General features: G+C 37.7%; 24 protein-coding genes. 9 read left to right on the top strand and 15 right to left on the bottom strand.

Annotated features, from left to right (window positions below):
- Positions 1–28: 28 nt before the first annotated feature.
- From J8L85_RS10210 to J8L85_RS10240, 7 genes are all read right to left on the bottom strand, one after another.
- Positions 29–463: a hypothetical protein gene (locus J8L85_RS10210; RefSeq protein WP_211016962.1), complete on the bottom strand. Its 435-nt coding sequence runs from the start codon at positions 461–463 to the stop codon at positions 29–31.
- Positions 456–992: a hypothetical protein gene (locus J8L85_RS10215; protein ID WP_211016964.1), complete on the bottom strand. Its 537-nt coding sequence runs from the start codon at positions 990–992 to the stop codon at positions 456–458. Before J8L85_RS10215 ends, J8L85_RS10210 begins: the two co-directional genes overlap by 8 nt.
- Before the next feature lie 33 nt (positions 993–1,025).
- Positions 1,026–1,568 carry an RNA polymerase sigma factor gene (locus J8L85_RS10220; protein ID WP_211016966.1) on the bottom strand — a complete coding sequence of 181 codons (543 nt, stop codon included), beginning with the start codon at positions 1,566–1,568 and terminating at the stop codon, positions 1,026–1,028.
- Positions 1,569–1,794: 226 nt separating this feature from the next.
- The gene (locus tag J8L85_RS10225; protein WP_211016968.1) at positions 1,795–3,618 is read right to left on the bottom strand and encodes an ABC transporter ATP-binding protein; all 1,824 of its coding nucleotides are present in this window, start codon (positions 3,616–3,618) and stop codon (positions 1,795–1,797) included.
- A complete protein-coding gene (locus J8L85_RS10230; protein ID WP_211016970.1) occupies positions 3,618–5,330 on the bottom strand; it encodes a phospho-sugar mutase in 1,713 nt (570 codons plus the stop codon). Before J8L85_RS10230 ends, J8L85_RS10225 begins: the two co-directional genes overlap by 1 nt.
- Before the next feature lie 31 nt (positions 5,331–5,361).
- Positions 5,362–6,336: a glycosyltransferase family 2 protein gene (locus J8L85_RS10235; RefSeq protein WP_211016972.1), complete on the bottom strand. Its 975-nt coding sequence runs from the start codon at positions 6,334–6,336 to the stop codon at positions 5,362–5,364.
- 34 nt (positions 6,337–6,370) lie between these two features.
- Entirely contained in the window at positions 6,371–6,895 is a 525-nt protein-coding gene (locus J8L85_RS10240; protein ID WP_211016973.1) for a DUF4199 domain-containing protein, read from the bottom strand.
- A gap of 181 nt (positions 6,896–7,076) precedes the next feature.
- On the opposite strand from J8L85_RS10240, the gene J8L85_RS10245 reads away from it, so the two are divergent.
- From J8L85_RS10245 to mtaB, 3 genes are all read left to right on the top strand, one after another.
- Positions 7,077–7,349 (top strand): type B 50S ribosomal protein L31, encoded by a 273-nt coding sequence (locus tag J8L85_RS10245; protein ID WP_047247757.1) that lies wholly within the window; start codon positions 7,077–7,079, stop codon positions 7,347–7,349.
- Between the two features lie 144 nt (positions 7,350–7,493).
- Positions 7,494–8,669, top strand: coding sequence for a GlmU family protein (locus tag J8L85_RS10250; protein WP_211016974.1), 1,176 nt, complete (start codon positions 7,494–7,496; stop codon positions 8,667–8,669).
- A gap of 28 nt (positions 8,670–8,697) precedes the next feature.
- Complete coding sequence (gene mtaB, locus J8L85_RS10255; protein ID WP_211016975.1) at positions 8,698–10,026, top strand: tRNA (N(6)-L-threonylcarbamoyladenosine(37)-C(2))-methylthiotransferase MtaB; 1,329 nt, start codon at positions 8,698–8,700, stop codon at positions 10,024–10,026.
- A gap of 32 nt (positions 10,027–10,058) precedes the next feature.
- Here mtaB and J8L85_RS10260 read toward each other — a convergent pair whose 3' ends face one another.
- The gene (locus J8L85_RS10260; protein ID WP_047245077.1) at positions 10,059–10,352 is read right to left on the bottom strand and encodes a GNAT family N-acetyltransferase; all 294 of its coding nucleotides are present in this window, start codon (positions 10,350–10,352) and stop codon (positions 10,059–10,061) included.
- A gap of 164 nt (positions 10,353–10,516) precedes the next feature.
- On the opposite strand from J8L85_RS10260, the gene J8L85_RS10265 reads away from it, so the two are divergent.
- Both J8L85_RS10265 and J8L85_RS10270 read left to right on the top strand, forming a co-directional pair.
- Positions 10,517–11,179, top strand: a complete 663-nt coding sequence (locus J8L85_RS10265) for an alpha/beta hydrolase (protein ID WP_211016976.1) — start codon at positions 10,517–10,519, stop codon at positions 11,177–11,179.
- 48 nt (positions 11,180–11,227) lie between these two features.
- On the top strand, positions 11,228–12,184 hold the full coding sequence (locus tag J8L85_RS10270; RefSeq protein WP_211016977.1) for a lytic transglycosylase domain-containing protein: 957 nt from the start codon (positions 11,228–11,230) through the stop codon (positions 12,182–12,184).
- A 105-nt stretch (positions 12,185–12,289) separates the two neighbouring features.
- Here the strand turns inward: J8L85_RS10270 and J8L85_RS10275 are convergent, their stop codons facing one another.
- Positions 12,290–12,805: a DUF2892 domain-containing protein gene (locus J8L85_RS10275; RefSeq protein WP_211016978.1), complete on the bottom strand. Its 516-nt coding sequence runs from the start codon at positions 12,803–12,805 to the stop codon at positions 12,290–12,292.
- Between the two features lie 255 nt (positions 12,806–13,060).
- Here J8L85_RS10275 and rpmH point away from each other — a divergent pair, with 255 nt between their 5' ends.
- The gene (gene rpmH / locus J8L85_RS10280; protein ID WP_084696363.1) at positions 13,061–13,222 is read left to right on the top strand and encodes a 50S ribosomal protein L34; all 162 of its coding nucleotides are present in this window, start codon (positions 13,061–13,063) and stop codon (positions 13,220–13,222) included.
- Positions 13,223–13,323: 101 nt separating this feature from the next.
- Positions 13,324–16,176: a carbamoyl-phosphate synthase large subunit gene (carB, locus tag J8L85_RS10285; RefSeq protein WP_211016979.1), complete on the top strand. Its 2,853-nt coding sequence runs from the start codon at positions 13,324–13,326 to the stop codon at positions 16,174–16,176.
- 49 nt (positions 16,177–16,225) lie between these two features.
- Here carB and J8L85_RS10290 read toward each other — a convergent pair whose 3' ends face one another.
- The 3 genes from J8L85_RS10290 to gndA all read right to left on the bottom strand — a co-directional run bounded on the left by J8L85_RS10290 (position 16,226) and on the right by gndA (position 20,422).
- Entirely contained in the window at positions 16,226–16,576 is a 351-nt protein-coding gene (locus tag J8L85_RS10290) for a ribose-5-phosphate isomerase (protein ID WP_211016981.1), read from the bottom strand.
- A 45-nt stretch (positions 16,577–16,621) separates the two neighbouring features.
- Positions 16,622–18,850 carry a response regulator gene (locus J8L85_RS10295; RefSeq protein WP_211016984.1) on the bottom strand — a complete coding sequence of 743 codons (2,229 nt, stop codon included), beginning with the start codon at positions 18,848–18,850 and terminating at the stop codon, positions 16,622–16,624.
- Positions 18,851–19,015: 165 nt separating this feature from the next.
- On the bottom strand, positions 19,016–20,422 hold the full coding sequence (gene gndA / locus J8L85_RS10300; protein WP_211016986.1) for an NADP-dependent phosphogluconate dehydrogenase: 1,407 nt from the start codon (positions 20,420–20,422) through the stop codon (positions 19,016–19,018).
- 145 nt (positions 20,423–20,567) lie between these two features.
- On the opposite strand from gndA, the gene zwf reads away from it, so the two are divergent.
- Entirely contained in the window at positions 20,568–22,100 is a 1,533-nt protein-coding gene (gene zwf, locus J8L85_RS10305) for a glucose-6-phosphate dehydrogenase (RefSeq protein ID WP_211016988.1), read from the top strand.
- Between the two features lie 30 nt (positions 22,101–22,130).
- Positions 22,131–22,844 carry a 6-phosphogluconolactonase gene (gene pgl, locus J8L85_RS10310; protein WP_211016990.1) on the top strand — a complete coding sequence of 238 codons (714 nt, stop codon included), beginning with the start codon at positions 22,131–22,133 and terminating at the stop codon, positions 22,842–22,844.
- On the opposite strand, the gene J8L85_RS10315 is transcribed toward pgl, so the two are convergent.
- Genes J8L85_RS10315 through rmuC form a run of 3 tightly spaced genes read right to left on the bottom strand, consistent with a single transcriptional unit; the run spans position 22,841 to position 25,111 of the window.
- On the bottom strand, positions 22,841–23,389 hold the full coding sequence (locus J8L85_RS10315; protein ID WP_211016992.1) for an acyl-CoA thioesterase: 549 nt from the start codon (positions 23,387–23,389) through the stop codon (positions 22,841–22,843). The two genes, pgl and J8L85_RS10315, sit on opposite strands and share 4 nt — an antisense overlap.
- Positions 23,389–23,754 carry a 6-phosphogluconate dehydrogenase gene (locus J8L85_RS10320; protein WP_211016994.1) on the bottom strand — a complete coding sequence of 122 codons (366 nt, stop codon included), beginning with the start codon at positions 23,752–23,754 and terminating at the stop codon, positions 23,389–23,391. Before J8L85_RS10320 ends, J8L85_RS10315 begins: the two co-directional genes overlap by 1 nt.
- Position 23,755: 1 nt before the next feature.
- Complete coding sequence (gene rmuC / locus J8L85_RS10325; RefSeq protein ID WP_211016995.1) at positions 23,756–25,111, bottom strand: DNA recombination protein RmuC; 1,356 nt, start codon at positions 25,109–25,111, stop codon at positions 23,756–23,758.
- Positions 25,112–25,135: the final 24 nt, after the last annotated feature.

Consider the following 25,135-nt stretch of genomic DNA (forward strand, 5'->3'; position numbering starts at 1 on the left):
CCCTTTTTATAATTGTACGTCAATAAAATTATCTTCCTCCTTTGTTTTTCCGGTATTGTTTTATTAACTGACGTTTAAAATCATCCTCGGAACGCATTAGGATCAATGTTTTTTTTGCGGATATGACTTTGCTTACCTCTTTTAAATAAACCTTGTCAAGTTCTTCTTCTTCCTCTTCTATTTTAATGTATTTGTCCAATAAATTTTGAGCCTCTTTTTCAGATAAAGCCCCGGCATCCTTAAATTTACTTCTGAGTTCAATCCACTTTTTTTTACGTAGAGCTTCCCTTTTTTCTTCGTGGCCATTATAAACGGGCCAAAACTCTTGAGCCTCTTCAGGGGTAAGATCTAGACGTTCTGTTATAAAGGCGACTTTTAAAGTTCTTATTCTTTCTTTCGATTTATCTTGGGAGTAAGAGGAAACCGTAAGCAAAAGCAATGCAAGTGATAGTAGCTTATTCATTGTTTTCAATATTTAATTCTTCTATGTCTTCAACATTTTCATTAAGATAATCCAATATGTTTTCCTCGTTCATTGAAATATCTATAAAATCATATATTTCCATACCGTCTACAGGAATCACTTCTGCGATTTCATCAACAGAGAGGTCCAGATCATGGTTTTCAAAGTAACTTTCTATATCTGAATTGGCTATATCAGCAAACTCTATGGCATCTTTAGAATTCCAATCGATACCTATGGCCATTAGAACAAGTGCGGCAATAGAGGCTGCTATACCAATAAACTTTTTATAGGGTTTTAATTGTATTACCTTGACTTTTTTGTCGTTTTTAACTTCTGTGTCTTTCTTAAGTTTAGCGTTTAGCTTGGACTGGAAATCATCAAAATAAGATGGAGGAACGGTAAAACCGGTATTTTCTGGAATACGGGAAGTTTCCTTGGAAAGTTTGGCCATTAAATTGTCCTCAAAGTTATCAAAATAACCTTTTGGAGTGCTAAATGGATTTTTATCTAAATTCTTTCTTTTCATCTTATTGTTATGACTGTCAATTGTTTAAATGGTTTAATCTTGGGTTAAATAATTTTCTAATTTTTTTATGGCCAAGTGATAAGAGGCTTTTAAACCGCCTACCGAGGTATTTAAAATTTCCGATATTTCTTCATATTTTAAGTCTTCATAATATTTCATGTTAAAGACCAGTTTTTGCTTTTCGGGTAATTTTGCAATGGCTTTCTGAAGCTTTAATTGAATCTCGTCTCCTTCGAAGTATACATCGGCCTGCAGATTTTCCACCATTTTCTCTTGGTAATCGATGTCACTGACACCAAGCTTTTTGGTTTTTTGTTTCAAAAAACTTAGAGCTTCATTGGTCGCAATTCTGTACATCCAAGAAAACAGCTTACTATCCCCTTTAAAACCTTCAATATTTCGAAATACTTTTATAAATGTATTCTGTAAAACATCGTCCGCATCATCGTGGTTTAGCACAATTCTACGAACATGCCAATACAATCGCTCTTTGTAAGTGCTCACGAGCACTTCAAAAGCATGTGACTGTGTGTCTTTTGATTTTAATTCCTTTACTAAAGTTTCCTCTGCAATCAACGGAACGTGTTTTGTTTGTTAGACGATCAATTTTGGAAAAGGTTTAATGGTAGTTTTTAATCAACCAAAAAAACACCAATTCTAACAATTTATTTCTTATTTTTTTAGATATTTCAAAAAAGGTTTTATATGATATAACACATTGTAAGCTAGAATGTTGTGGTGGTAATAAAAATAAAAACTACTTTATAAAGTGGTTTTGTAAAGAATAGTGGCATAGGTCATATTACACCAACGTTTGCATATCTACGAGTTTCTTGTAGGTTCCTTTTTTTGCCAAAAGTTCAGAATGGGTGCCCTGTTCTACGATCTCTCCTTTTTTAAGCACAATAATATTGTCTGCATTTTGAATGGTGGAAAGGCGGTGGGCAATGACAATGGAGGTTCTGTTTTTCATCATTTTTTCCAATGCATCTTGCACAAGTCTTTCGCTTTCGGTATCCAGAGCGGATGTTGCCTCGTCCAATATCATAATGGGCGGATTCTTTAATACGGCCCTGGCAATGGATAAACGTTGTTTTTGGCCTCCGCTAAGTTTGTTTCCGCTATCACCGATATTGGTATTGTAGCCTTCGGGCAGATCCATTATAAAATCATGGGCGTTTGCTATTTTGGCCGCTTCTATGATCTCTTCTTCGGTGGCATCTTCTTTCCCTAATCCGATATTGTTCTTAACCGTGTCGTTAAAAAGAATAGAGTCTTGGGTAACAAGCCCCATTAAGCCTCGAAGCGATTTTTTTGACATATTCCTTATATCGACACCATCAATGGAAATCTCACCCTCGTTAACATCGTAAAATCGGGTGACCAAGTTGGCAATGGTACTTTTACCACTACCGGATTGCCCAACAAGGGCTACAGTACTTCCTTTGGTGACCTGAAGATTGAAGTTTTTAAGAACATATTCGTCTTCGTACTTAAAAGAAATATTCTTTAAGGTAATATCCGAATCAAAACCATTTTTCTCGACAGGATCGGTAATTTCAGAAATAGGGTTTTCTGTTTCTAAAACTTCCAGTACACGCTCTGCTGCCGCATTCCCTTTTTTTACCCCGTAAGAGGCTTTACTGATTGATTTTGCAGGGGTTAATATGTTGTAGGCCAGTCCCATGTATGCGATAAAGGAAGAAGCGTCCAATGTTTGGTCCACCAATACCATTTTACCACCGAACCAAAGTAATGTGCCAATTACCAAAATACCTAGAAATTCTCCGGTAGGAGATGCAAGGTTTTGTCGGTTGAGCAATATGTTGCTGAAATTAAAAAAACGCTTTGTAGAGTTGGTAAATGTTTTCTGGAACCTAGATTCTGAATTAAACGCTTTTATGACTCTGAGGCCTCCAAGGGTTTCCTCTATAATCGATAAGAATTCACCTTGTTCCCTTTGTACATCATCCGATTTCTTTTTTAACGATTTTCCGATCCTACTGATTATCATTCCTGCAACGGGAATAAAAATAAACACGAACAAAGTCAGTTTCATGCTTATGCCGAACATGATTAGAATCGTAAACAAAATGGTCAAGGGTTCTCGTACGATCAGCTCTAACACAGAAAGAAAAGAGTGTTGTATCTCTAAAACATCTGAAGTAATACGTGCTATAATATCTCCTTTTCTTTTTTCCGAATAGTAAGAGATGGGCAATTCTATCACCTTTTGGTATAGCTTGTTTCTAATGTCTTTTAGCACACCATTTCTTAAGAAGGTAATGAAGTACATGGCCATATAGTTAAAGAGGTTCTTTAGTAGAAAAAGAACCAGGATCAAACCTATGACCAACAATAGGCCTTTCATTTCATCATCACCCGAATATGCAGTAACCCTATAGTTGATATACTCTTGTAGGTAATCTTTTAAGTGCCCGATGCCTGTATAGCTAGGCTCTTTAAAAACCTTTTTTGATTTGTCGAAAAGAACGTCCAACATGGGGATAAGTGCAGCAAAGGATAATGCGCTGAACAAAGCATAAAGGATGTTAAAGAAGATGTTTAAATAGCCGTATTTGCTATACGGTTTGGCGAACCGTAGAATTTTTTTAAAATACTCCATTAACCTAGATTAAGCTCACTAAGGATGCTTTTTATTTTTTTATCCAATTGAGCAGACACGTTTTTGTAATTTTCAACACTGTCCAAAGTGGTGTTGGTACTGATATAAAACTTGACCTTAGGTTCTGTTCCGCTGGGTCTGGCGGCTATTCTTGTACCGTCTTCTGTTTCATATATCAATACGTTGGATTTGGGTATATCTATATTTTTCTCTTCGCCTGTCAATACATTTTTAGCGATAGAGGTGTTGTAATCCTCGATCCATTTTACTTTGGAGCCGGCCACGGTATCTACAGGATTTTCTTTAAAATCCTTAAGCATTTGTTTTATCTCTTCCGCACCACTGATTCCTTTTTTTGTAATGGATATCAAATGTTCTTTATAGCAACCATAATCTACATAACAAGCTACCAGTTCTTTGTAGAAAGAACTTCCGTTTGCTTTGGCCTGGGCTGCAATCTCACAAGCCAGTAGGGTAGAGGTAACCGCATCTTTATCGCGAACAAAATCGCCCACCATGTAACCAAAACTTTCCTCGCCACCTCCAATAAAATCGGACTGTGGGAAATCTTTGATCATTTTACCTATCCATTTAAACCCTGTGAGCGAGGTCTTGAACTCTACGCCGTATGCTTTGGCCATGGCTTCCATCATAGGGGTGGATACTATGGTCGTTGCAATAAACTCGTTGCCCTTAAATCCTTTTTCTTTTCTTTTTTCCAATAAGAACTTGGTCATTAAAACCATCGCTTGGTTTCCGTTGACTATTTCCATATTTCCGTCCATGTTTCGAACGGCAATACCCAAACGGTCACTATCGGGGTCGGTACCCACTACCATGTCCGCTCCGATCTCCTCGGCCTTTTTAACGGCCATAGAGAGTGCTTCGGGTTCTTCGGGGTTGGGCGATTTTACAGTGGGGAACGCCCCATCTGGTTTGGCCTGTTCTTCTATTATGGTAACATTTTTATAACCTGCACGTTTTAATACCTCTGGGATGGCTGTTATAGAGGTGCCATGAAGTGACGTGAAAACAATTTTGAAGTCGTCTTTGCCTTTGGCGTTAAAATTGCCGTTGGCAACGGAAGCCTCTATAAAAGCCTCGTCTACCTCTTTATCTATGACCTGAATTAAATTGTTATTGGAGTCAAATTTAATGTCCTCGTAGTTTAAGGCGTTTATTTCTGCAATAATCTCACCGTCTTGTGGTGGAACTATTTGACCTCCATCTGTCCAATATACTTTATAACCGTTATATTCTGGTGGGTTGTGCGATGCGGTGAGTACAATACCTGCATGGCAACCTAAATGTCTTACAGCGAAAGATAATTCTGGAGTGGTCCTCAATTCTGAGAACAAGAAAACCTTGATACCGTTGGCAGAAAATACTTCGGCCACCGTTCTTGCAAGTGTATCGCTGTTATGGCGACAGTCAAAAGCTATAACGACTTTAATTTCATCTTCTTCCGAATATACCTTTTTAAGGTAGTTACTGAGTCCTTGGGTGCTTTTCCCTAGGGTGTATTTGTTTATTCTGTTGGTACCTACACCCATTACACCACGCATACCTCCGGTGCCAAATTCCATATTCTTATAAAACCTGTCCTTAAGCTCTTCCGTATCATTATCAATTAGGTACTGAACTTCTTTTTTTACGTCAGGATCAAAAAAATCGGAGAGCCAACTCTTGGCGGTATCTAGGATGTTATCCATGTAATGTGTGATTTAAGTTTAGTATTTAAATTTACAAAGAATATTGGGTTTGTGTCGAATTCAAGTTTATTTCTTCGGCAATACGGTAACGTGGTTCGTTTCTTCGCGAACGAATCAAAATTTCACCTATAAAACCTGCCAAGAACAATTGAGTACCTATGATCATTGCTGCCAATGAAATAAAAAATTGGGGCCTATCGGTTATTAACCTGCCAAAAGGATTCAAGAAAAGTTTGTCTATTCCTAAATAAATGGCAAAGCCAAAACCTATAGTAAACATTAAAACCCCCAAAGCACCGAACAAATGCATGGGGCGTTTTCCGAATCTTGATACGAACCAAATGGTGATTAAGTCTAAAAAACCGTTTATAAAACGTTCCATGCCAAATTTCGTTTTACCGTATTTACGAGCTTGGTGCTTTACTACCTTTTCACCTATTTTGCTGAAACCGGCATTTTTGGCCAATACGGGAATGTACCGGTGCATTTCTCCTGAGACCTCAATATTCTTAACAACAGAGTTGTTGTAGGCCTTTAGGCCACAATTAAAGTCGTGGAGTTTTACGCCAGAGGTCTTTTTGGCCGCCCAGTTGAACAGTTTTGAAGGAAGGTTTTTGAACAGTACAGAATCGAATCTCTTCTTTTTCCATCCAGAAATTAAGTCGTAACCATCTGTGGTTATAAGACTGTACAGTTCTGGTATCTCTTCGGGGTTATCCTGCAAATCGGCATCCATCGTAATGATGACATCACCTTCGGCAGCTTTAAAGCCTGCATGTAGGGCTTGCGATTTTCCAAAGTTTTTGTGGAAACGTATGCCTTTAACATTGGCGTTTTGTTCGGACAGTTCTGAAATGACGGACCACGAATTGTCGGTACTGCCGTCGTCCACGAATAAAATTTCGTACGAAAAATGATTGGACTGCATTACGGACACAATCCAATCATGTAGCTCTAAGAGCGATTCTTCTTCGTTTAATAAAGGAATTACAATAGATAGCTGCATTGTTTGCTTCAGGAATTCCCTTCAAAAGTACAAATTAGTTGAGATTTTCTTGTCTTTTTAAAACTAATGCGGGAATTAATGAAAAAACAAAACCTATAAATAGGCTAAATATGAGCCCAAAAACAATTTGCATGGTAGGTGTAGAGAACTTTTTGCCCATTTCCATTTGAGCATCGATCTGTTCGGGAGTCAAAGCCGTCGTTTCCATTAATTGATTTCTTTGAAATTCCATGGCCTTGGTCATCATTTCCGGGTCGATTACGTTGGCCATTAACTGATTGAATATTATTCCGATAATACCACCGATTAGACTTACCCCGACACCGATTTTAAGGCCTTGGGCAAAGGTCATGAATCCGTTGTTCGCCTTTCTAAACTGCAACATGGCAATGATCACCGCGGCAAGTGTAATGGCCAAGCTAATCAACATAACGGCAATACCCCCTTGGTAATGCATATCTGCCGTATAAAGCATAAAAGCGAATATCACTGAAATGGCCCCTAGAATAAGACCATAGGTTAAAGCGTATTTTCCTGTTTTGGGTTGGTTTTCTTCCATTTTTATATAGGTTTTAGATGTTAAATACTGAATTAGTATATCAATAGCGTTATTTGTTACATATAAAATTACATATATTTTGTTTTTTTAGAGGTAATAAATTGTGGGTTTATATAAAATGACTAAATTTGCAGCCTTAAAATGAGTGCCCGTTGGAATGGGTGCGGTAAAGTTTTTAAAAATGAAAAAAGGAATACACCCAGAAAATTATAGATTAGTAGCCTTCAAAGACATGTCTAACGAGGAGGTTTTTATTACCAAATCTACGGCGGAGACAAAAGAGACATTAGAAGTTGATGGTGTTGAATATCCATTGGTTAAATTGGAGATTTCAAGAACTTCACATCCGTTCTACACCGGTAAAGCCAAATTCTTGGATACCGCAGGACGTATCGATAAGTTCAAGAACAAATACAAGAAATTCTCTAAGCCAGCTAAAAAGGAAGAGGAATAACATTTTGTTTATTACGACGATATATAGCGCCTCCGAACTTTCGGAGGCGTTTCTTTTTTGAAAAAGAACCAGATTTTAGGTGTTTGGGCCGGTTTTTACAATAAGTACTACAGTATTGATTAATTTTGAAAAAAAATCGAATAGATGAATTACATTCTTTTTGATGGTCCTGTTCGGGAAAATTTACTTCCGTTCACATTTACCCGCCCGGTAGCGGAGATTCGAATTGGGATAATGACCATAAAAGAAAAGTGGGAAGCATATTTAGACCACACGGTATCATACCTGACAGAAGAGTATCTAAGCCATAAGTTTCCATTGGTTTTAACAGCCGAGAATGTATTTATAGATGGCTCCATTTTACCGGATGCCAAATTATTAAAGGCAATAGAGAACCTGAAAACATTACAAGTATTAAAGCGGGGCGATACTGTGATTGCTTATAAAAGTGATACAGCCAATACCGACAACAATTGGGAAAGGTTTGAAACCATTGATTATAATGACGAATTTTTTCAGATAAGATATACTTGGGATATTTTCTCGAAAAATGGAAAAGCACTTCAAGACGATTTTGATTTTTTAACGAAGGGAAGAAAGAGTCAACCTATCTCCAAGACCAATAGTATTATTCATCCCGAAAGAATATTCTTGGAAGAAGGGGCGAAAGTGGAGTACAGTATTTTAAATGCTACCGACGGCCCTATCTATATCGGAAAAAATGCAGAAATATGGGAAGGAAGCCTTGTTAGGGGCGGATTGGCCCTTTGTGATAATGCCATAGTTAAAATGGGAGGCAAACTATATGGCGCAACGACTATCGGTCCGTATTCAAAAGTATGTGGAGAGGTGAGTAATTCCGTTATTTTCGGTTATTCCAGTAAAGGGCATGAAGGTTATTTGGGGAATGCCGTTTTGGGTGAATGGTGCAATATTGGAGCAGATTCAAATAACTCAAACTTAAAGAACAATTACGCCAAGGTTCGCCTGTGGAACTATGCGACCGAGAAATTTGAACAGACAGGGTTGCAGTTTTGTGGCCTTATGATGGGGGATCACAGTAAAACAGCTATTAATACCATGTTTAACACAGGAACGGTAATAGGTGTTAATTCAAATATCTATGTGCCAGGTTTTCCACGAAATTTCGTGCCAAGTTTTAGTTGGGGCGGAGCCTCGGGCTTTTCTACCTATATGCCTCAAAAGGCTTTTGAGGCGGCTAAGGTAATGATGGCAAGAAGGGGAGTGGAATTTAATGAGATGGATGCAGATATACTTGATCATGTTTTTGAAATCACCAAAAAGTGGCGTAATTACTAACTTGTAATGTTAAAGGGCATATAGTTTTATGAAAAAGAAAGTTGCATTTTATACTTTGGGCTGTAAGCTGAACTTCTCGGAAACTTCTACCATTGCCAGAAGTTTTGTTGACGAGGGCTTTCAACGTGTAGATTTTTCTCAGAAAGCGGACATGTATGTAATCAATACCTGCTCTGTGACGGAGAATGCAGATAAAAAATTCAAGACTATTGTTAAGCAGGCCCAAAAAGGGAATCCAAAAGCTTTTATAGCCGCGGTAGGATGTTATGCCCAATTGAAACCGGAAGAATTAGTTGCGGTCGATGGTGTGGACCTAGTATTGGGGGCCACCGAAAAGTTTAAGATTACCGACTATATCAACGATCTCTCAAAGAACGATTTTGGCGAGGTACATTCTTGTGAAATAGAGGAAGCCGACTTTTATGTGAGTAGCTACGCTATTGGCGACAGGACCAGGGCTTTCTTGAAAGTGCAAGATGGGTGCGATTATAAATGTACTTATTGTACCATTCCGTTGGCCAGGGGGATATCTAGAAGCGATTCTTTAGAGAATGTACTTTTAAAGGCGAAAGAGATAGCCGATCAGAATATAAAGGAAATAGTATTGACGGGGGTCAATATTGGAGACTATGGCAAAGGGGAGTTCGGTAACAAAAAGCATGAACACACTTTTCTAGATTTGGTAAAGGCCCTAGATGATGTAGATGGTATTCATCGTCTTAGGATATCATCTATAGAGCCTAATCTGCTGAAAAATGAAACCATAGATTTTGTGGCACAGAGCAAAACATTTGTGCCGCATTTTCATATACCGTTGCAAAGTGGTAGTGATGCTCTCTTGAAATTGATGAAGAGAAGATATCTTACCCAATTATATACCGATAGAATACAAAGGATCAAAGAGGTGATACCGAATTGTTGTATCGGTGTAGATGTTATTGTTGGTTTTCCGGGTGAGACCGAAGAACGCTTTTTGGAGACCTATCATTTTCTGAACAATTTGGATATTTCGTACCTGCATGTATTTACTTATTCGGAAAGAGATAATACAGAAGCTGCGTCTATGGAAGGTGTGGTGCCTAAAGATGTTAGGAACAAACGTAGTAAGATGCTACGGGCCTTATCTGTAAAGAAAAGAAGGGCTTTTTATGAAAGCCAATTGGGGGCCGAGTTGGAGGTGTTGTTCGAAGGTGAGAACAAAGAAGGGTATATACACGGATTTACACAAAATTATGTAAAGGTAAAAACCCCTTGGAATCCGGCTTTGGTAAATACCATACACCAAGTTAGGTTAAAAGATATTGCTGATGACGGTTTGGTAGCCATAGATTTTGTGGACGAAAAAATAATGGCATAAAAAAAGCCTCTCAATAGAGAGGCTTTTTTTTGTTAGATTCTGATACCTACCGGTAACATTTCTTTGTATTGTCTATTCTTTCTTAAAAAACCTGCTATTTGAGGGCTTGTAGGTACTACTCTAAGGCTTTTTTCTTGAATGTGATGAAGAACAGCTTTAATAAAATTTTCTTTGAAACCTTCTGTCGTTATCCCTTCAGGAACTACAAGTTTGGTTAAAAAGACCTTTCTTTCTTGGGACGAATACTCTATTTTGGCAAGTTGGCCATCGACAATAGTTTCGAATTGACGCAAGAAGGCGTTGTCTTTAATAATAACATCGTTCATATAGTTGATTTTAGTATTGTGTTTAGACAAAAAAATTACGATGTTCTCCAATCGTAATTTGTTCAATATTGCTTCTATATCAGAAAAAACAATTTATTAACAAGTAATGTTCAAAACTAATAAAAAAATAGCTAATTTCCTATTTTTTACAGTAATTGCTTTTTATGTCAGATTCCATTATTCATGTTTATTTTATGCCAGGAATGGCAGCTAGCCGTAAAATTTTCGAATACATAAAACTCCCTAAAAAACAGTTTCAAATTCACTTGCTCGATTGGTTTATTCCAGAAAGTGACCAAAGCCTAACCGACTATGCCAAACAAATGACAAAAAAAATAGAACATCCGAACCCGGTGCTTCTAGGGGTGTCTTTTGGGGGAGTACTAGTTCAGGAAATGGCCAAATTGATACCGGTTAAAAAAGTAATTGTCGTATCAAGCGTAAAACTAAAAAGAGAACTCCCAAAACGAATGTTGTTTGCGAGGTATACCAAAGTACATAAGCTATTACCAACTGGGTTGATTACCAATGTGGAGCTATTGGCAAAATATGCCTTTGGAGAATCTGTAACCAAAAGATTGGACCTTTATGAGAAGTATTTATCTATACGCGACAAAAAATATATAGATTGGTGTATAGACCGGTTGGTAAATTGGGACCAGACGGAATACGCCGATAATGTTGTGCATATTCAAGGAGATAAAGATGCCGTGTTTCCCATTGCCAATATAAAAGATTGCATAAAGGTGCCAAATGGCACCCATACCATGATAATACATAGGGCTAAATGGTTTAATGAGCACCTGCCCACAATTATTTTGGATTAAGACAGTTCTATTGATACCTTTATGGTGTATTAAACTAATTTTAAGTGTATGAAGATTTTAAAGAATGTCCTAATGTTCTTGGGGGTTTTGTTCGTTGTTGGTACTTTGGTATTTGCCACCAAGTCAGGTGATTTGGCAATTACCGAGAAGAAAGTTGTTGTAATTGATACGATTCAAAAAAATGTAGCTTCGGGCTATCGTATTTCGGCCATAGATATTCCTGAAGATTTGAATTTTGCGGGAGAGTTGGTTCCTCAAGAAGACCCGGAAATAATGGAACGTGTGGATAGGGAGTTTTTGGTAAATACCTATTGGCAGTCCAATGCATTGCTTTTAATGAAACGTGCGCATAAATATTTTCCAGTAATAGAACCTATTTTGGCCAAAAACGGAATTCCCGATGATTTTAAATATCTGGCCGTTGCAGAAAGTGGATTAACGAATGTAGTATCCCCGGCCGGTGCTACAGGTTTCTGGCAGATAATGAAAGAAACGGGTAGAGAGTACGGTCTGGAGGTTAACTCCAATGTAGACGAAAGGTACCATCTAGAAAAATCCACGGAAGTTGCCTGTAAATATTTGAACAAATGGAAAGATCGTTATGGCAGTTGGTCATTGACCGCTGCGGCCTATAATGCAGGTCCGGGAGCGATCAACAAATTTATGGGAATACAAAAAGTTGATAATTATTGGGATTTGCTTCTGGGTGATGAAACAGGAAGATATGTATTTAGGATCATGGCGATAAAAGAGATTCTGTCGAATCCGGAAAAATATGGATTTCATGTAGAAAAAGAAGATTTGTATACCGCGGTTCCTACTTTTAAAGTGGAGGTAGATGAGCCTATTGCCAGTTTTGCCGATTTTGCAAAAGAATATGAAATCACCTATAAAGTACTTAAGCGTCATAACCCATGGTTACGCCAGCCTCATTTAAATAATAGCTCTAGAAAAAAGTATGTAATAGAAATTCCGAACAAAGGGTATTACAAAGAATCAAAGTAATAACTCTTTATATTGATTAGGTCTTATCGGAATGACAAAAAGAAGCCCAAACTGTTTTTACAGTTTGGGCTTCTTTTATAACCTATAAAACTAGACTCAGCTAAATTAAATCTTTTTCATTTGTTGCTGCATCATGCGGATCTGATCGGTCAACATATTGTTCTTATCCAATTTTTTAGCTTCGTTGAGTAGGGTAGTGGCCTCTCTTTTTCTTCTTTTTTGCATGGCTATACCGGCCAAACTCAATTTTGCCATGGCAACATCATAATCCATGGTTAAACCGAGCTTTAATGCCTTTTTAAAGTATTTTTCTGCCTGTGTAAGGTTGGTTTGTGAAAAAATAATTCCGTGTAGGTAATTGTAATATCCCTGTTGTTTTTGAATTAAGGCGCTTTCGGGATTTTTAATTTTTGACAACCATTTTTTTGTTCCTTCCAAATCTTGTTTTCGCATTCTTAAGAATGCCAGTAATATAATTTCGTTTCTATAATATAGAAATATGAATATTAGCGATATTAAAATTAAAAATATACCGTTACCTATGTTACCTTCGATAAATTGATATACCGCATAACCAATGATCAATGCGGCTATGACCAGTTTTATGTTTTTGTTGAACATTTTTATATTTATTATGTTAAACCTATTTTCATTAAGCACTTGCTTATAATATTGCACCTTTAACAATAAAAGTGCACCTAGAAAACGGGTTCGGCAAAATTAGGGAAAAGCTAGGTTTTGGAGCGAATGGATTTATTAAAATATTTTTTTCATATCTACTTGCCAAAGAAAAAACTCTTTGTATATTTGCGCCCAGTTTTACCTGTCCACGTAAGGTAGTTCAAAAATAGACATATAGATTAAAAAATATAGGCGATGAGTAAAAGAACATTTCAACCATCTAAGAGAAAGAGAAAAAACAAACACGGTTTTCGTGAGCGTATGGCTTCCGTAAATGGAAGAAAAGTTCTTGCTAGAAGAAGAGCAAAAGGAAGAAAGAAGTTAACCGTATCCTCAGAGCCACGTCATAAAAAGTAATGACTGTAGATAACTTTTAAAAAAAGGTGCTGCTTATTTAAGTTTAGCACCTTTTTTTTGACCTAATTTTGAATTTATAGAAAACGAGAAACACAATTGGAATGCCAAAAAGAAAAGATTTAAACTCTATTTTATTGATTGGTTCTGGCCCTATCATTATAGGCCAGGCATGTGAATTTGATTATGCGGGAAGTCAATCTTTGCGCTCATTGCGAGAAGATGGTATCGAAACTATTCTGATAAATAGTAATCCGGCCACTATTATGACAGACCCTTCAATGGCGGACCATGTTTACTTAAAACCACTGACAACGAAATCGATTGTTGAGATTTTAAAGGCACATCCTCAAATTGATGCCGTATTACCTACCATGGGAGGGCAGACAGCCCTTAATTTATGTATAGAAGCCGATAAAAAAGGAATTTGGGAAGATTTTGGTGTTGAGCTTATTGGTGTAGATATAGATGCTATAAATATTACCGAAGATAGGGAACAGTTTCGTGAGTTAATGTTGAAGATAGGTGTGGGGATGGCTCCCCAAGCGACCGCTACCTCATTTTTACAAGGAAAGGAAATAGCGCAAGAATTTGGTTTTCCGTTGGTGATCCGAGCTTCCTATACACTAGGTGGAGCAGGAGCTTCTATAGTTTATAAACCAGAGGATTTTGATGAATTATTAAGTCATGGCTTGGAGATTTCCCCTATTCATGAAGTAATGATAGATAAGGCCCTAATGGGGTGGAAAGAGTATGAATTGGAGTTGCTACGTGATAAAAACGACAATGTTGTTATTATCTGTACCATCGAAAATATGGACCCTATGGGAATACATACAGGTGATTCCATTACCGTAGCACCTGCAATGACCTTGTCTGACCGTACTTTTCAGAAAATGAGGGATATGGCCATTAAAATGATGCGCAGTATAGGCGATTTTGAAGGAGGCTGTAATGTACAGTTTGCCGTGAGCCCAGATGAAAAAGAAGAAATAATTGCCATTGAGATAAATCCGCGTGTTTCAAGATCATCTGCTTTGGCATCTAAAGCCACTGGATACCCCATTGCGAAAATAGCCACTAAATTGGCTATTGGTTACTCGTTGGACGAACTTGATAATCAAATTACAAAATCAACTTCAGCGCTGTTCGAGCCTACTTTGGATTATGTAATCGTAAAAATTCCTAGATGGAACTTTGATAAATTCGAAGGTTCTGACCGTACCTTGGGACTTCAGATGAAATCTGTAGGTGAGGTAATGGGAATAGGGCGCTCTTTTCAAGAAGCACTGCACAAGGCTACACAATCGTTGGAGATTAAAAGAAATGGTCTTGGGGCCGATGGTAAGGGGTATAAAAACTATGACCAGATCATAAGTAAGCTTACCGTACCAAGTTGGGACAGGGTGTTCGTAATTTATGATGCCATACAAATGGGAATTCCATTAAGTAGAATTCATGAGATAACAAAAATTGATATGTGGTTCTTAAAACAATATGAAGAACTCTATCAATTGGAAAAGGAAATTTCGAAATATACCATCGCATCCCTATCAAAAGATTTGTTGCTAGAAGCAAAGCAAAAAGGTTTTGCAGATAGGCAGATAGCGCATATGCTGGATTGTTATGAGAGTGAGGTTTATAATAAACGTACAGAACTTAGTATAAATAGGGTATATAAACTGGTAGATACATGTGCCGCTGAATTTAAGGCCATGACTCCCTATTACTATTCTACCTTTGAGGCCGAAATCGAAAAACCCGATGGCACTAGGTATGTAGAAAATGATAGTATAGTTACCGATCGTAAAAAAATTGTGGTTCTTGGATCGGGACCAAACCGAATAGGGCAGGGTATTGAGTTCGATTATTGCTGTGTTCACGGAGTTTTGGCCGCGGCCGAATGTGGTTACGAGACCATTATGATCAACTGTAACCCCGAAACGGTTTCTACCGATTTTGATACTGCCGACAAATTGTATTTTGAGCCTGTTTTCTGGGAACATATCTATGATATTATAAGGCATGAGAAACCAGAAGGTGTTATTGTTCAATTAGGAGGGCAAACAGCCTTGAAATTGGCCGAAAAGCTTTCTAAGTACGGAATTAAGATTCTAGGTACAAGTTTTGAGGCCCTTGACCTTGCCGAGGATAGGGGAAGTTTCTCTGAACTTTTACAAGAAAACAACATTCCATTTCCGAAGTTCGGTGTTGCGGAAACGGCCGATGAAGCCTTGACACTTGCCGATGAGTTGGATTTTCCGTTACTGGTAAGACCATCTTATGTGCTTGGTGGACAGGGAATGAAAATCGTTATCAATAAAGAGGAATTGGAAGAGCACGTAGTGGATCTATTGCGTAAGATTCCAAATAATAAATTGTTGTTGGACCATTACCTTGATGGGGCCATTGAAGCGGAGGCAGATGCTATTTGTGATGGTGAAGATGTGTATATTATTGGTATCATGGAGCATATAGAGCCTTGCGGAATTCATTCCGGGGACTCTAATGCAACCTTGCCACCTTTTAATTTAGGTGAGTTTGTGATGCAACAGATAAAAGACCATACCAGAAAAATTGCCTTGGCATTGAATACGGTAGGTCTTATTAATATACAGTTTGCCGTAAAGGATGATACGGTTTATATAATTGAAGCCAACCCAAGAGCTTCTCGTACGGTGCCATTTATAGCAAAAGCGTATAAAGAGCCTTATGTGAACTATGCAACAAAAGTGATGTTGGGAGAGAAAAAAATAAAGGATTTTGATTTTAATCCACAGTTAGAAGGCTTTGCCATCAAACAACCGGTATTCTCTTTTAATAAATTTCCTAATGTAAACAAGAACCTAGGTCCGGAAATGAAAAGTACGGGAGAAAGCATCTTGTTTATAGATAGCTTAAAAGATGATGATTTCTACAATCTTTATGCGCGAAGAAAAATGTATTTGAGTAAGTAGAAATTTGTAACCAAACAAAAAGCACCCTTAGAGGTGCTTTTTTTGTTTATTAGTTAAACCATACGGCATAACGCTTTCGTCTAAGTTCTAGAGCAAGAATTTTTTCCATTTTTAGAGCCTCTGCTCTCGTAGAGAAAGGGGGAATATGGTTGTAAAGGCTTCCGCGCAGATATAATCCATATTTTTTTACGATAGAAGAAGATAGATCGTATCCCTTTTTGCTCAAGGTGCCTTTTTTATGCTGATCAAAGCGTTCTTTAGGCGATTTACTGGTCATGCCTACATACAGGCATTCGAGAACCCCGTTAAACTGTGGATTTGCTTCCCTGAATTTTCTGTTTTCCGTGAAGACCTTTTTTGAAAGTTCTACAACATAAACTCTATATTCTATCTTGGGCATCTATTTCTGATTATAAGCTGAAACATGTTTGTTGCGGTAAGTAATTTAATTGGGAATTTTACTTTCTTCCTCGAAAAGATAGGCAACGATGGTATTCAAAAATTTGGTAAGGTTATAGGGTTTATGCACAATATCATTGACCCCAGAACTTAATATTTCGGTTTTGTTTTCGTCAAGTTCAACGGCCGTAAGAGCTATTATCGGTACTTCTTTATTAAATTCCCTTATTTTTTTTGCAGCTTCCATACCATTCATTTTTGGCATGTTGATATCCATCAAAATTAAATCGAAATGATTTGTTTTGCACATCTCTATGGCTTGCGCACCATCATTGGCAAGACTTGATAGGATATTATATTTTTTTAAAGTTTTTTGGGTTACTTTTTGATTTATTTTATTGTCATCGACAATAAGAACTTTTTTGGCCTCGCCGGGTGCTAAGGGATTATAGGAACTTAAGGTCCCGTTCAAGACATTTTCGGTAGTAGGGTCCTCCTTTAAAGCTATAAGATTAAGGGTGAAACTAAACTCAGAACCGTAATCGGGTGCGCTTTTTAAATGAATTTTACTATTGTAGAGTTTCAATACTTTCTTTACAATGGTAAGTCCGAGCCCAGTACCTTGATAGCTATGGTTGTCGTTATCTAATTGTACGAATTCATTGAATATCGTTTTTTGTTCGTCTAGAGGAATGCCCGGACCGTCGTCTTTTATTATAAATGTAGTCTCATAGACCTTCTTATCTATTATTTTGGACAATCTGAGATCTAACCAAACGTTTCCATTTTTTGTAAACTTAATGGCGTTGCCAACTAAGTTGATAAGGACTTGCGATAGGCGTACAGGGTCCCCTATAAGGCTGTTGGGTAATTTTTTATCTATAGTTAGATGTAGTTCGTTGTTGTTTTGTTTTAAAGTAGACTCAAACGAATAAACAATGTTGTTCAGTAAAGCATCTAACTTATAGGGGGTTTTTGACAAGGTGATGGCATTGGCATCCATTTTGCTCAATAATAGCACATCATTGATTAATGAAAGTAAGTAATCCGCAGAAAATTTAAGGGAGTTTAGATCATCTGAGTATGCGGCTAGGTTTTCATCTTCTTTTAAAAGTGTTGAGATACCTATTACCCCATACAGTGGAGTACGAAGTTCATGGCTGACAGTTGATAGAAATTTGGTTTTTATTTTCGACAGTTTTTCGGCCTTTTCACGGGCGGCATCCAATTCGATATTTTTTTTCTTCAAGCTTTCTATATACTTTTTTCTTGTTCTAATAAAAAGGTAAACCGCAAAAAGGAGTAATAACAGTATACCTATGGCACTATATAATAGGGTGTTGAGGGATTTTGTTTTAGATACAAGCTCTTGTGCATATTTTTGTTCCTTTCGAGCAATTTCTAAATCTTTTTGGGCTTGTTTAAGTTCAAATTTGGCTCTGGCCTTTTCGGTTTCCTTTAGCTTTGTCAGTGTATAGGCTTTCTGCTTATAATCGTAGTACTTTTCTAAATTCTTAAAAGCTTCTTTTAAATTAGAGGTTTCTTTATATAATTGGGCTAAGTTGTTATAAGTCTCTAAGGCTATATCTATATTATTCTCCTTATCGGCGAAAAGTGCAATATCCTCCAGCTTTAATGCGGCCTCTTGGTAATTCTTTTTTGCTAGATGGTACCTTCCATATAAAAGGTCAAGATATACCTTGTTAAGTGAGTCTATTTTATTTTGGGGCAGGGCAGAAGCTTTTTGTAGAAATTTGTATGCCTCGTCGGTTTCGTTATAGTCAAGATAGGTCCAGATTAGATTGATGTACGTAAGGCATACCTCGTCATAATCCTTAAGTTTTTTATTAATGGCAATACTCTCTTGAAAATAGCGCACTGCCTTGTCCAGGGTGTTTTTGTTTTCCGAATATAAAACACCCAAATTTAAGGCCCCCCAGGCCACTAAACTGTCTTTTCCTGATTTTCTGGCTAGTTCAAGCGCTTTTTCCGAATATCTCTTTCCTTGTAAACTATCATCGGTTTCTACATAGATGGCCCCTAAAATATCGTAACCAAGAAACTCATAATCTGTTTGATCGTATTCTTTTCCCTTTTCGACCAAAATAGAAGCGTACTCTATAGCTTCTTTATATTTATAAAGATCATAAGCGTCGTTCGACTTGTTTAAATAAGACTCTAAACTATCTCTTTGCCAAATAGAATCATTTTGGGCAATTGCAAAAGCGGTGTATAACAAAAAACCAACTAAAGTCGATTGCCTGATTTTTTTCATAAGGTTATTAGGCTGGTTAAATGTGGTTTGGTATGCTCTTTCGGGGACTAATATAGGAAAATGAAAATAGAATACGTCCTATCTACGATTATAGATCGATAGCTGGTATAATTTAGTCGTGATGTAAAAATAAAGGGTCGCCCCGATGAGCGACCCTTTGTTTTTTTATTCCCATTCGGTATGAAAAATACCTTCCCTATCCAATCGCTCATAGGTGTGCGATCCAAAATAATCTCGCTGTGCTTGTATCAGGTTTAAAGGTAATCTACTAGAGGTATAAGCATCGAAATAGGTAAGTGAATTTGAAAGACCTGGTAACGGAATACCGTTTTTGGCCCCGAAAGCCACTAACTCCCTTGCCGAGCCCACTGTACTCTGAACTTTTTCGACAAAAGTGGGTGATAATAGTAAATTGGGTAATTTGTCATCGGTTTTAAAAGCTTCTGTAATATCTGCTAACAAACCTGCTCTAATAATACATCCTGCACGCCATATTTTGGCTATTTCGGCTATGTTCAATTCATAACCATATTCTTTAGACGCATCCGCCAATTGGTGAAGACCTTGGGCGTAGGTAATGATAAAAGAAAAATATAGTGCCTCTTCGGTTATTTTTTCCAGTTTATCTTTATCCATATGTGCCACTTTGGGGCGATCATATAGTTTATCCGCTTGAATTCTTTCCTCTTTTAAAGCGGAAATTTCCCTCATACTTACGGCAACATCTATAGAAGGCACCGGAATACCAAGATCCATGGCATTTTGGCTTGTCCATTTACCTGTGCCCTTTTGTTTGGCCTTGTCCAAAATCATATCTACAAGTCTTCCATTTGTGAGGTCATCTTCTTTTTCAAATATTTCAGAGGTAATTTCTACCAAAAATGACTGTAGACGGTCGTTGTTCCATTTTTTAAAAGTTTGGTGTAGCTCATCATTGGTAAAATCACCTCCTTTTTTAAGAACATCATATATTTCCGATGTAAGCTGCATTAGGCCATACTCGATTCCATTATGCACCATTTTTACATAATTTCCTGCAGATTTTGGGCCTAAATAAGCAACACATGGCTCCCCTTGGTATTTAGCGGAAACAGCTTCGAATATTGGTTTTACGTGTTGGTAAGCTTCTTTGTTGCCCCCGGGCATAATGCTAGGGCCTCTTCTGGCTCCTTCTGCGCCTCCCGATACACCGGCTCCAAAAAAGTTGATTCCTTTCTCCGATAAATAAGCTTCTCTTCTGTCAGTGTCGGTATAAAATGAATTTCCTCCATCAATAATCAGGTCTCCTTCATCCAAATTTGGTAAAAGCCCTTCAATGACAATATCGACAATTTTACCAGCTGGTACCAACAACATAATTTTTCTAGGGCTCGAGAGAGCGTCCAAGAATGTTTTGGTATCCGTAGAGGCATTTACTTTTTCAGGATTTCCACCCTCTTTTATAAGAGCATTTACTTTTTCCTCGTCCAAATCGTTTCCAAAGGCCGTAAAACCGTTATCCGCAACGTTCAAAATAAAATTACGTCCCATGACACCTAGTCCTACCAATCCAAAGTCATATTTCTGCTCCATATAAAATGCTATTTTCCTTTTATTAAAAATTGAGTTTCAAAAATAAATGAAAATATTCACAATCCTTCTTAACTAATAGTAAACTCCTTGTGTTTTAGTTTTTCTTTTCGATACTTTTGCCCCTCATCTAAGAATTAAGATAATAATGAACAGGACAGAAAATCAAATGCTGGTCATATTTGGGGCCTCTGGCGATTTAACGGCCAGAAAATTGGTTCCCGCTTTATATAATTTATATGAAGCTGGTCAGTTACCCGATAATTTTGTGGTGCTGGGGGCAAGTAGAAGTAACCTAACAGATGATGATTTTCGAAAGAAAGTAGTATTGGATAGTGTTTATCTAAAGGAAAAACTAAAAGATAAAAAGAAAGAGGAGATAGTGGATTTTGCCAATAAGTTCTTTTATGAGGATCTAGGCGAAGATTATGATACCGATTATGCCCCTTTACGAAAGCGAGTGGGCGATTTGAACAAAGAAAAGGGTACCGATGGTAATATTATGTACTATCTGTCTACTCCACCTACTTTGTACGAAACTATCGCTAAAAACCTGGCAGATGCGGGGTTGAGCACCCAAAACAATGGTTGGAAACGATTGATCGTAGAAAAACCCTTTGGGTATAGTTTGGATACGGCAAAGAAGTTGAATGTAGGAATTCAAAAATATTTTACCGAATCTCAGATTTATCGAATAGACCATTATTTAGGTAAGGAAACGGTTCAAAATTTGTTGGTGACCCGTTTTGCAAACAGCATTTTTGAGCCCTTGTGGAACAGAAATTATATTCATCATATAGAGATTACGAATGCCGAAAGCGTTGGGGTAGAAAAAAGAGGAGGATATTACGATAAATCAGGGGCTTTAAGAGATATGTTCCAAAATCATTTACTTCAGATCGTTTCTCTTATAGTTATGGAGCCACCTATTAGTGATGGTGCAGAAGAGATCCGTAACGAAAAGGTAAAGGCCTTAAGGTCTTTACGTATCATGAAAGATGAAAAAACATTACATGATCAAACCATTAGGGCACAATATATGTCGTCTAGAATTAATGGCGAAAAAGTAAAGGGGTATAGAGAGGAAGAAGGGGTAGATCCTATGTCTACAACCGAGACTTATGCGGCCATTAAATTTTATGTGGATAATTGGAGGTGGAAAGATGTGCCTTTTTATGTACGTACGGCCAAAAGAATGCCAACCAAGGTTACCGAGGTGGTCATTCATTTTAAAACTCCTCACCACCAAATATTTAAAGAATCGGGTATTCATAATAAGGACAATAAGCTGATTATTAGAATTCAACCGGATGAGGGAATACTGATCAAGTTTGGTGTAAAAGTTCCGGGGCAAGGGTTTAACGTGGAACGTGCGAATTTAGATTTTTATTATTCTAGTTTGGTGGAGACACGTGTTATGGATGCCTATGAAAGATTGTTGTTGGATGCCATGCAAGGTGATGCCACTTTATATGCCAGGGCCGATGAAGTGGAAGCTGCTTGGGCATTTGTAGATCCGATATTAAATTATTGGAAAAATGGTGAGAACGTACGCATGTACGGTTACCCCTCTGGTGTGTGGGGGCCAGAAAATGCAGATGACCTTATCGAAGGTATCGGTGCTTGGCGTAACCCTGGAGAAAACCTTACCGATGACGAAGGCTTCTGTGTTCTATGTTAATAGTTGATAGATATTGAATTGATTGAAAATATGGAGTTAAAGATATATACCGATAAAAACGAAGTTGCCGTTGAATTTTCTAAATATTTCTCGGATTTTGTTTCAAAGAGAAAAGTAGCGCATATAGCGTTGTCTGGCGGTAGTACACCCAAAATTGTTTTTGATGAGTTGGCATCATTGTATGCCAATAAGATAGATTGGAAAAATGTTCACTTTTATTGGGGGGACGAACGTTGCGTGGATCCTACCGACGATCAAAGCAATTATAAGATGACCGTGGCGCATTTATTATCAAAAATTGATATTCCTACCGAAAACATCCATAGGGTAAAAGGCGAAAACGATCCAGAAGAAGAAGCGGATAGGTATGCACAGGTTTTAGAGAAAAATTTACCCAAGAGCAATGGTCTGCCAAAATTTGATTTGGTAATATTGGGAATGGGAGACGATGGCCATACGGCCTCTGTTTTTCCACATGAAATAGATTTATGGAATTCTGATAAACTCTGCGAAGTTGCCGTACACCCAGAAAGTGGCCAGAAACGTGTTACCATTACGGGTGGTGTGATCAACAATGCCGATACCGTAGCATTTTTGGTGACCGGTGAGGCGAAGTCAGAAAAAGTTCGGATTATCACACAACGGGAAAAAGGTTATAATAAATATCCCGCTTCCTTGGTGGACCCTGTCAGTAAATCATTGGTATGGTTTTTAGACCGGTCGGCGGCTTCTGAAATTTCTTAAAGGTTTAATTCAACTTTACAGTTTTCGTTTTCCAGTTCTTTAAGATACTGATCGGCATCAAAGCTATCCGATTCAAACTTGGTATCCCTTTCGCGGGCTTCCAGTTTACGGTACTTACTACGGGTAAAACGTCGTACCCCTTGCTTATCGGTAACCATTAACCCCGGCACGGGAACACTTTTTCCTTCACTGTCTTTGGCCACCATGGTGAAATAGGAAGAATTACAATGCTTTTTTTCTCCGGTGGTAATATTTTCAGATTCTACACGTACCCCTACCACCATAGAGGTTCTGCCTGTATAATTAATAGAGGCCCTAAGGGTCAATAACTCTCCCACTTCTACAGGATGAAGAAAATCTACCCTGTTTACAGATGCGGTTACACAATAACATTGCGAGTGTTTAGAGGCACAGGCAAACGCTATTTGGTCCATTAAATTTAAGATATGTCCACCGTGTACTTTTCCTCCAAAATTGGAATGGGAGGGAAGCATTAATTCGGTGATGGAAACTTGGGAGTCTTTGGCACTTTTAAATTTTTCCATTAATTCCTGATATGTGGTGATTTTTCTTGTTGTACGTTGGTTACAAAATATTTAGAATCGCCCAGCCAAAAGAAAGTGGCATAGCGTTCGGTATAATCGATCTTAACATATTGCCCTTGATAGTCCTTTAACTTCTGTATCACTTCTTTGTCTTTGTCAAGCACTGAAAAAGAGAATATCTGGGCCCCCGATATGCCTTGGCTTATCTCACCTTCCCATGTTTTTACCAAAACCCCTTTCTTACTTACTTTTATTAACTCTCCAGACCTAACACCCTCACTGTAGGGTACGTAGTATATAAAAGCGTAGAACAATGCAAGTAAAAGCAAGCAACCACCTATAAAAAGGAATAATATTTTTTTCATGTTACTGTTTAGGTTTGGGAGCCTCTATCTCAAAATTTTCATCGTGGTCCTGTGCTCTTTTTAAAATTGGTTCTGGGATGGATTTTTTGGCCTTCGCCCCCATCTTTTTTAGTTTTTCTATGCTCGTGACAATATTTCCTCTCCCTTCTACCAATTTGTTCATGGCACCTTTATATTCATTTTTGGCCTCGTCCATTTTTTTGCCCACTTTGGTAAGATCGGTCACGAAACCTTCAAATTTGTCATACAATGCCCCGGCCTGTCTAGCAATTTCAATAGCATTACGTTGTTGTTTTTCGTTGTTCCACATACTGTCTATGGTCCGTAAGGTAGCCAACAGGGTAGAAGGAGTCACGATTACAATATTCTTTTCAAAAGCCTTGTTGTAAAGGGTATTGTCGTTATTAACGGCTATGGCAAAAGCAGGTTCTATAGGAACGAACATTAAAACAAAATCAGGACTTTCCATTTCATACAGGTCCTCATATTTTTTAGAGGACAATTGATCTACATGTTTTCTAAGGCTGTTTATATGGTCTTTTAAGAATTTTTCGCGCAGTTCATCTTCCGAATTTACATAACGTTCGTAATCGGTTAGGGAAACCTTTGAATCTACGATCATTTTCTTGCCATCGGGAAGGTTGATGATGACATCCGGTAACACGCGGCTACCGTCTTCTCTTGTGAAGCTCTGTTGTACCGAATATTCCCTGTCCTTCTCAAGCCCCGATTTTTCTAACACGCGTTCTAGCACCAACTCGCCCCAGTTACCCTGCATTTTGCTATCGCCCTTTAAAGCCTTGGTCAGGTTTTCGGCTTCTTGGGTTATTTTCAGGTTCTGTGTTTGTAAATTCAATAATTGCTCTTTAAGGGCAGAGTGTATACTAATATTTTCTTTTTGACTTTCTTCTACCTTTTTCTCGAACAATTGTATTTTTTCGTTGAGGGGCGTTAAAATGTTTTTTATGTTTTTCTCGTTTCTCTCGGTAAACTTTAGGCTTTTTTCCTCTAAAATTTTATTGGCCAGGTTTTCAAACTCTTTTGTAAATTTTTCTTGGAGTTTTTCGACCTCTAGCTTTTGCTCTTTGTTTTTAGCGTCTAAATTCTCTAGATCGGCTTGGTACCTTACAATTTGATTGCCTAACTGCACTTTTTCAGAACGTAACTCTTCTCGCTCATTTTCGACCGTAAGAATACGATTCTCCAATTGCGTTTTGATCATGGCCAATTGCCTGTTTTCTTCCTCTAGCTTACTTTGGTTCGATTTTGTCTTTAAGCTTTGAATGTAATAACCTAGAAAATACCCAAGTACAAGGCATATCAGCCCAATAATAATATAATACAATGTTTCGTTCATTTTTATATAAAATACGCTAAGTAA

This window comes from Maribacter sp. MMG018 (assembly GCF_018100785.1).
Lineage (GTDB): Bacteria > Bacteroidota > Bacteroidia > Flavobacteriales > Flavobacteriaceae > Maribacter.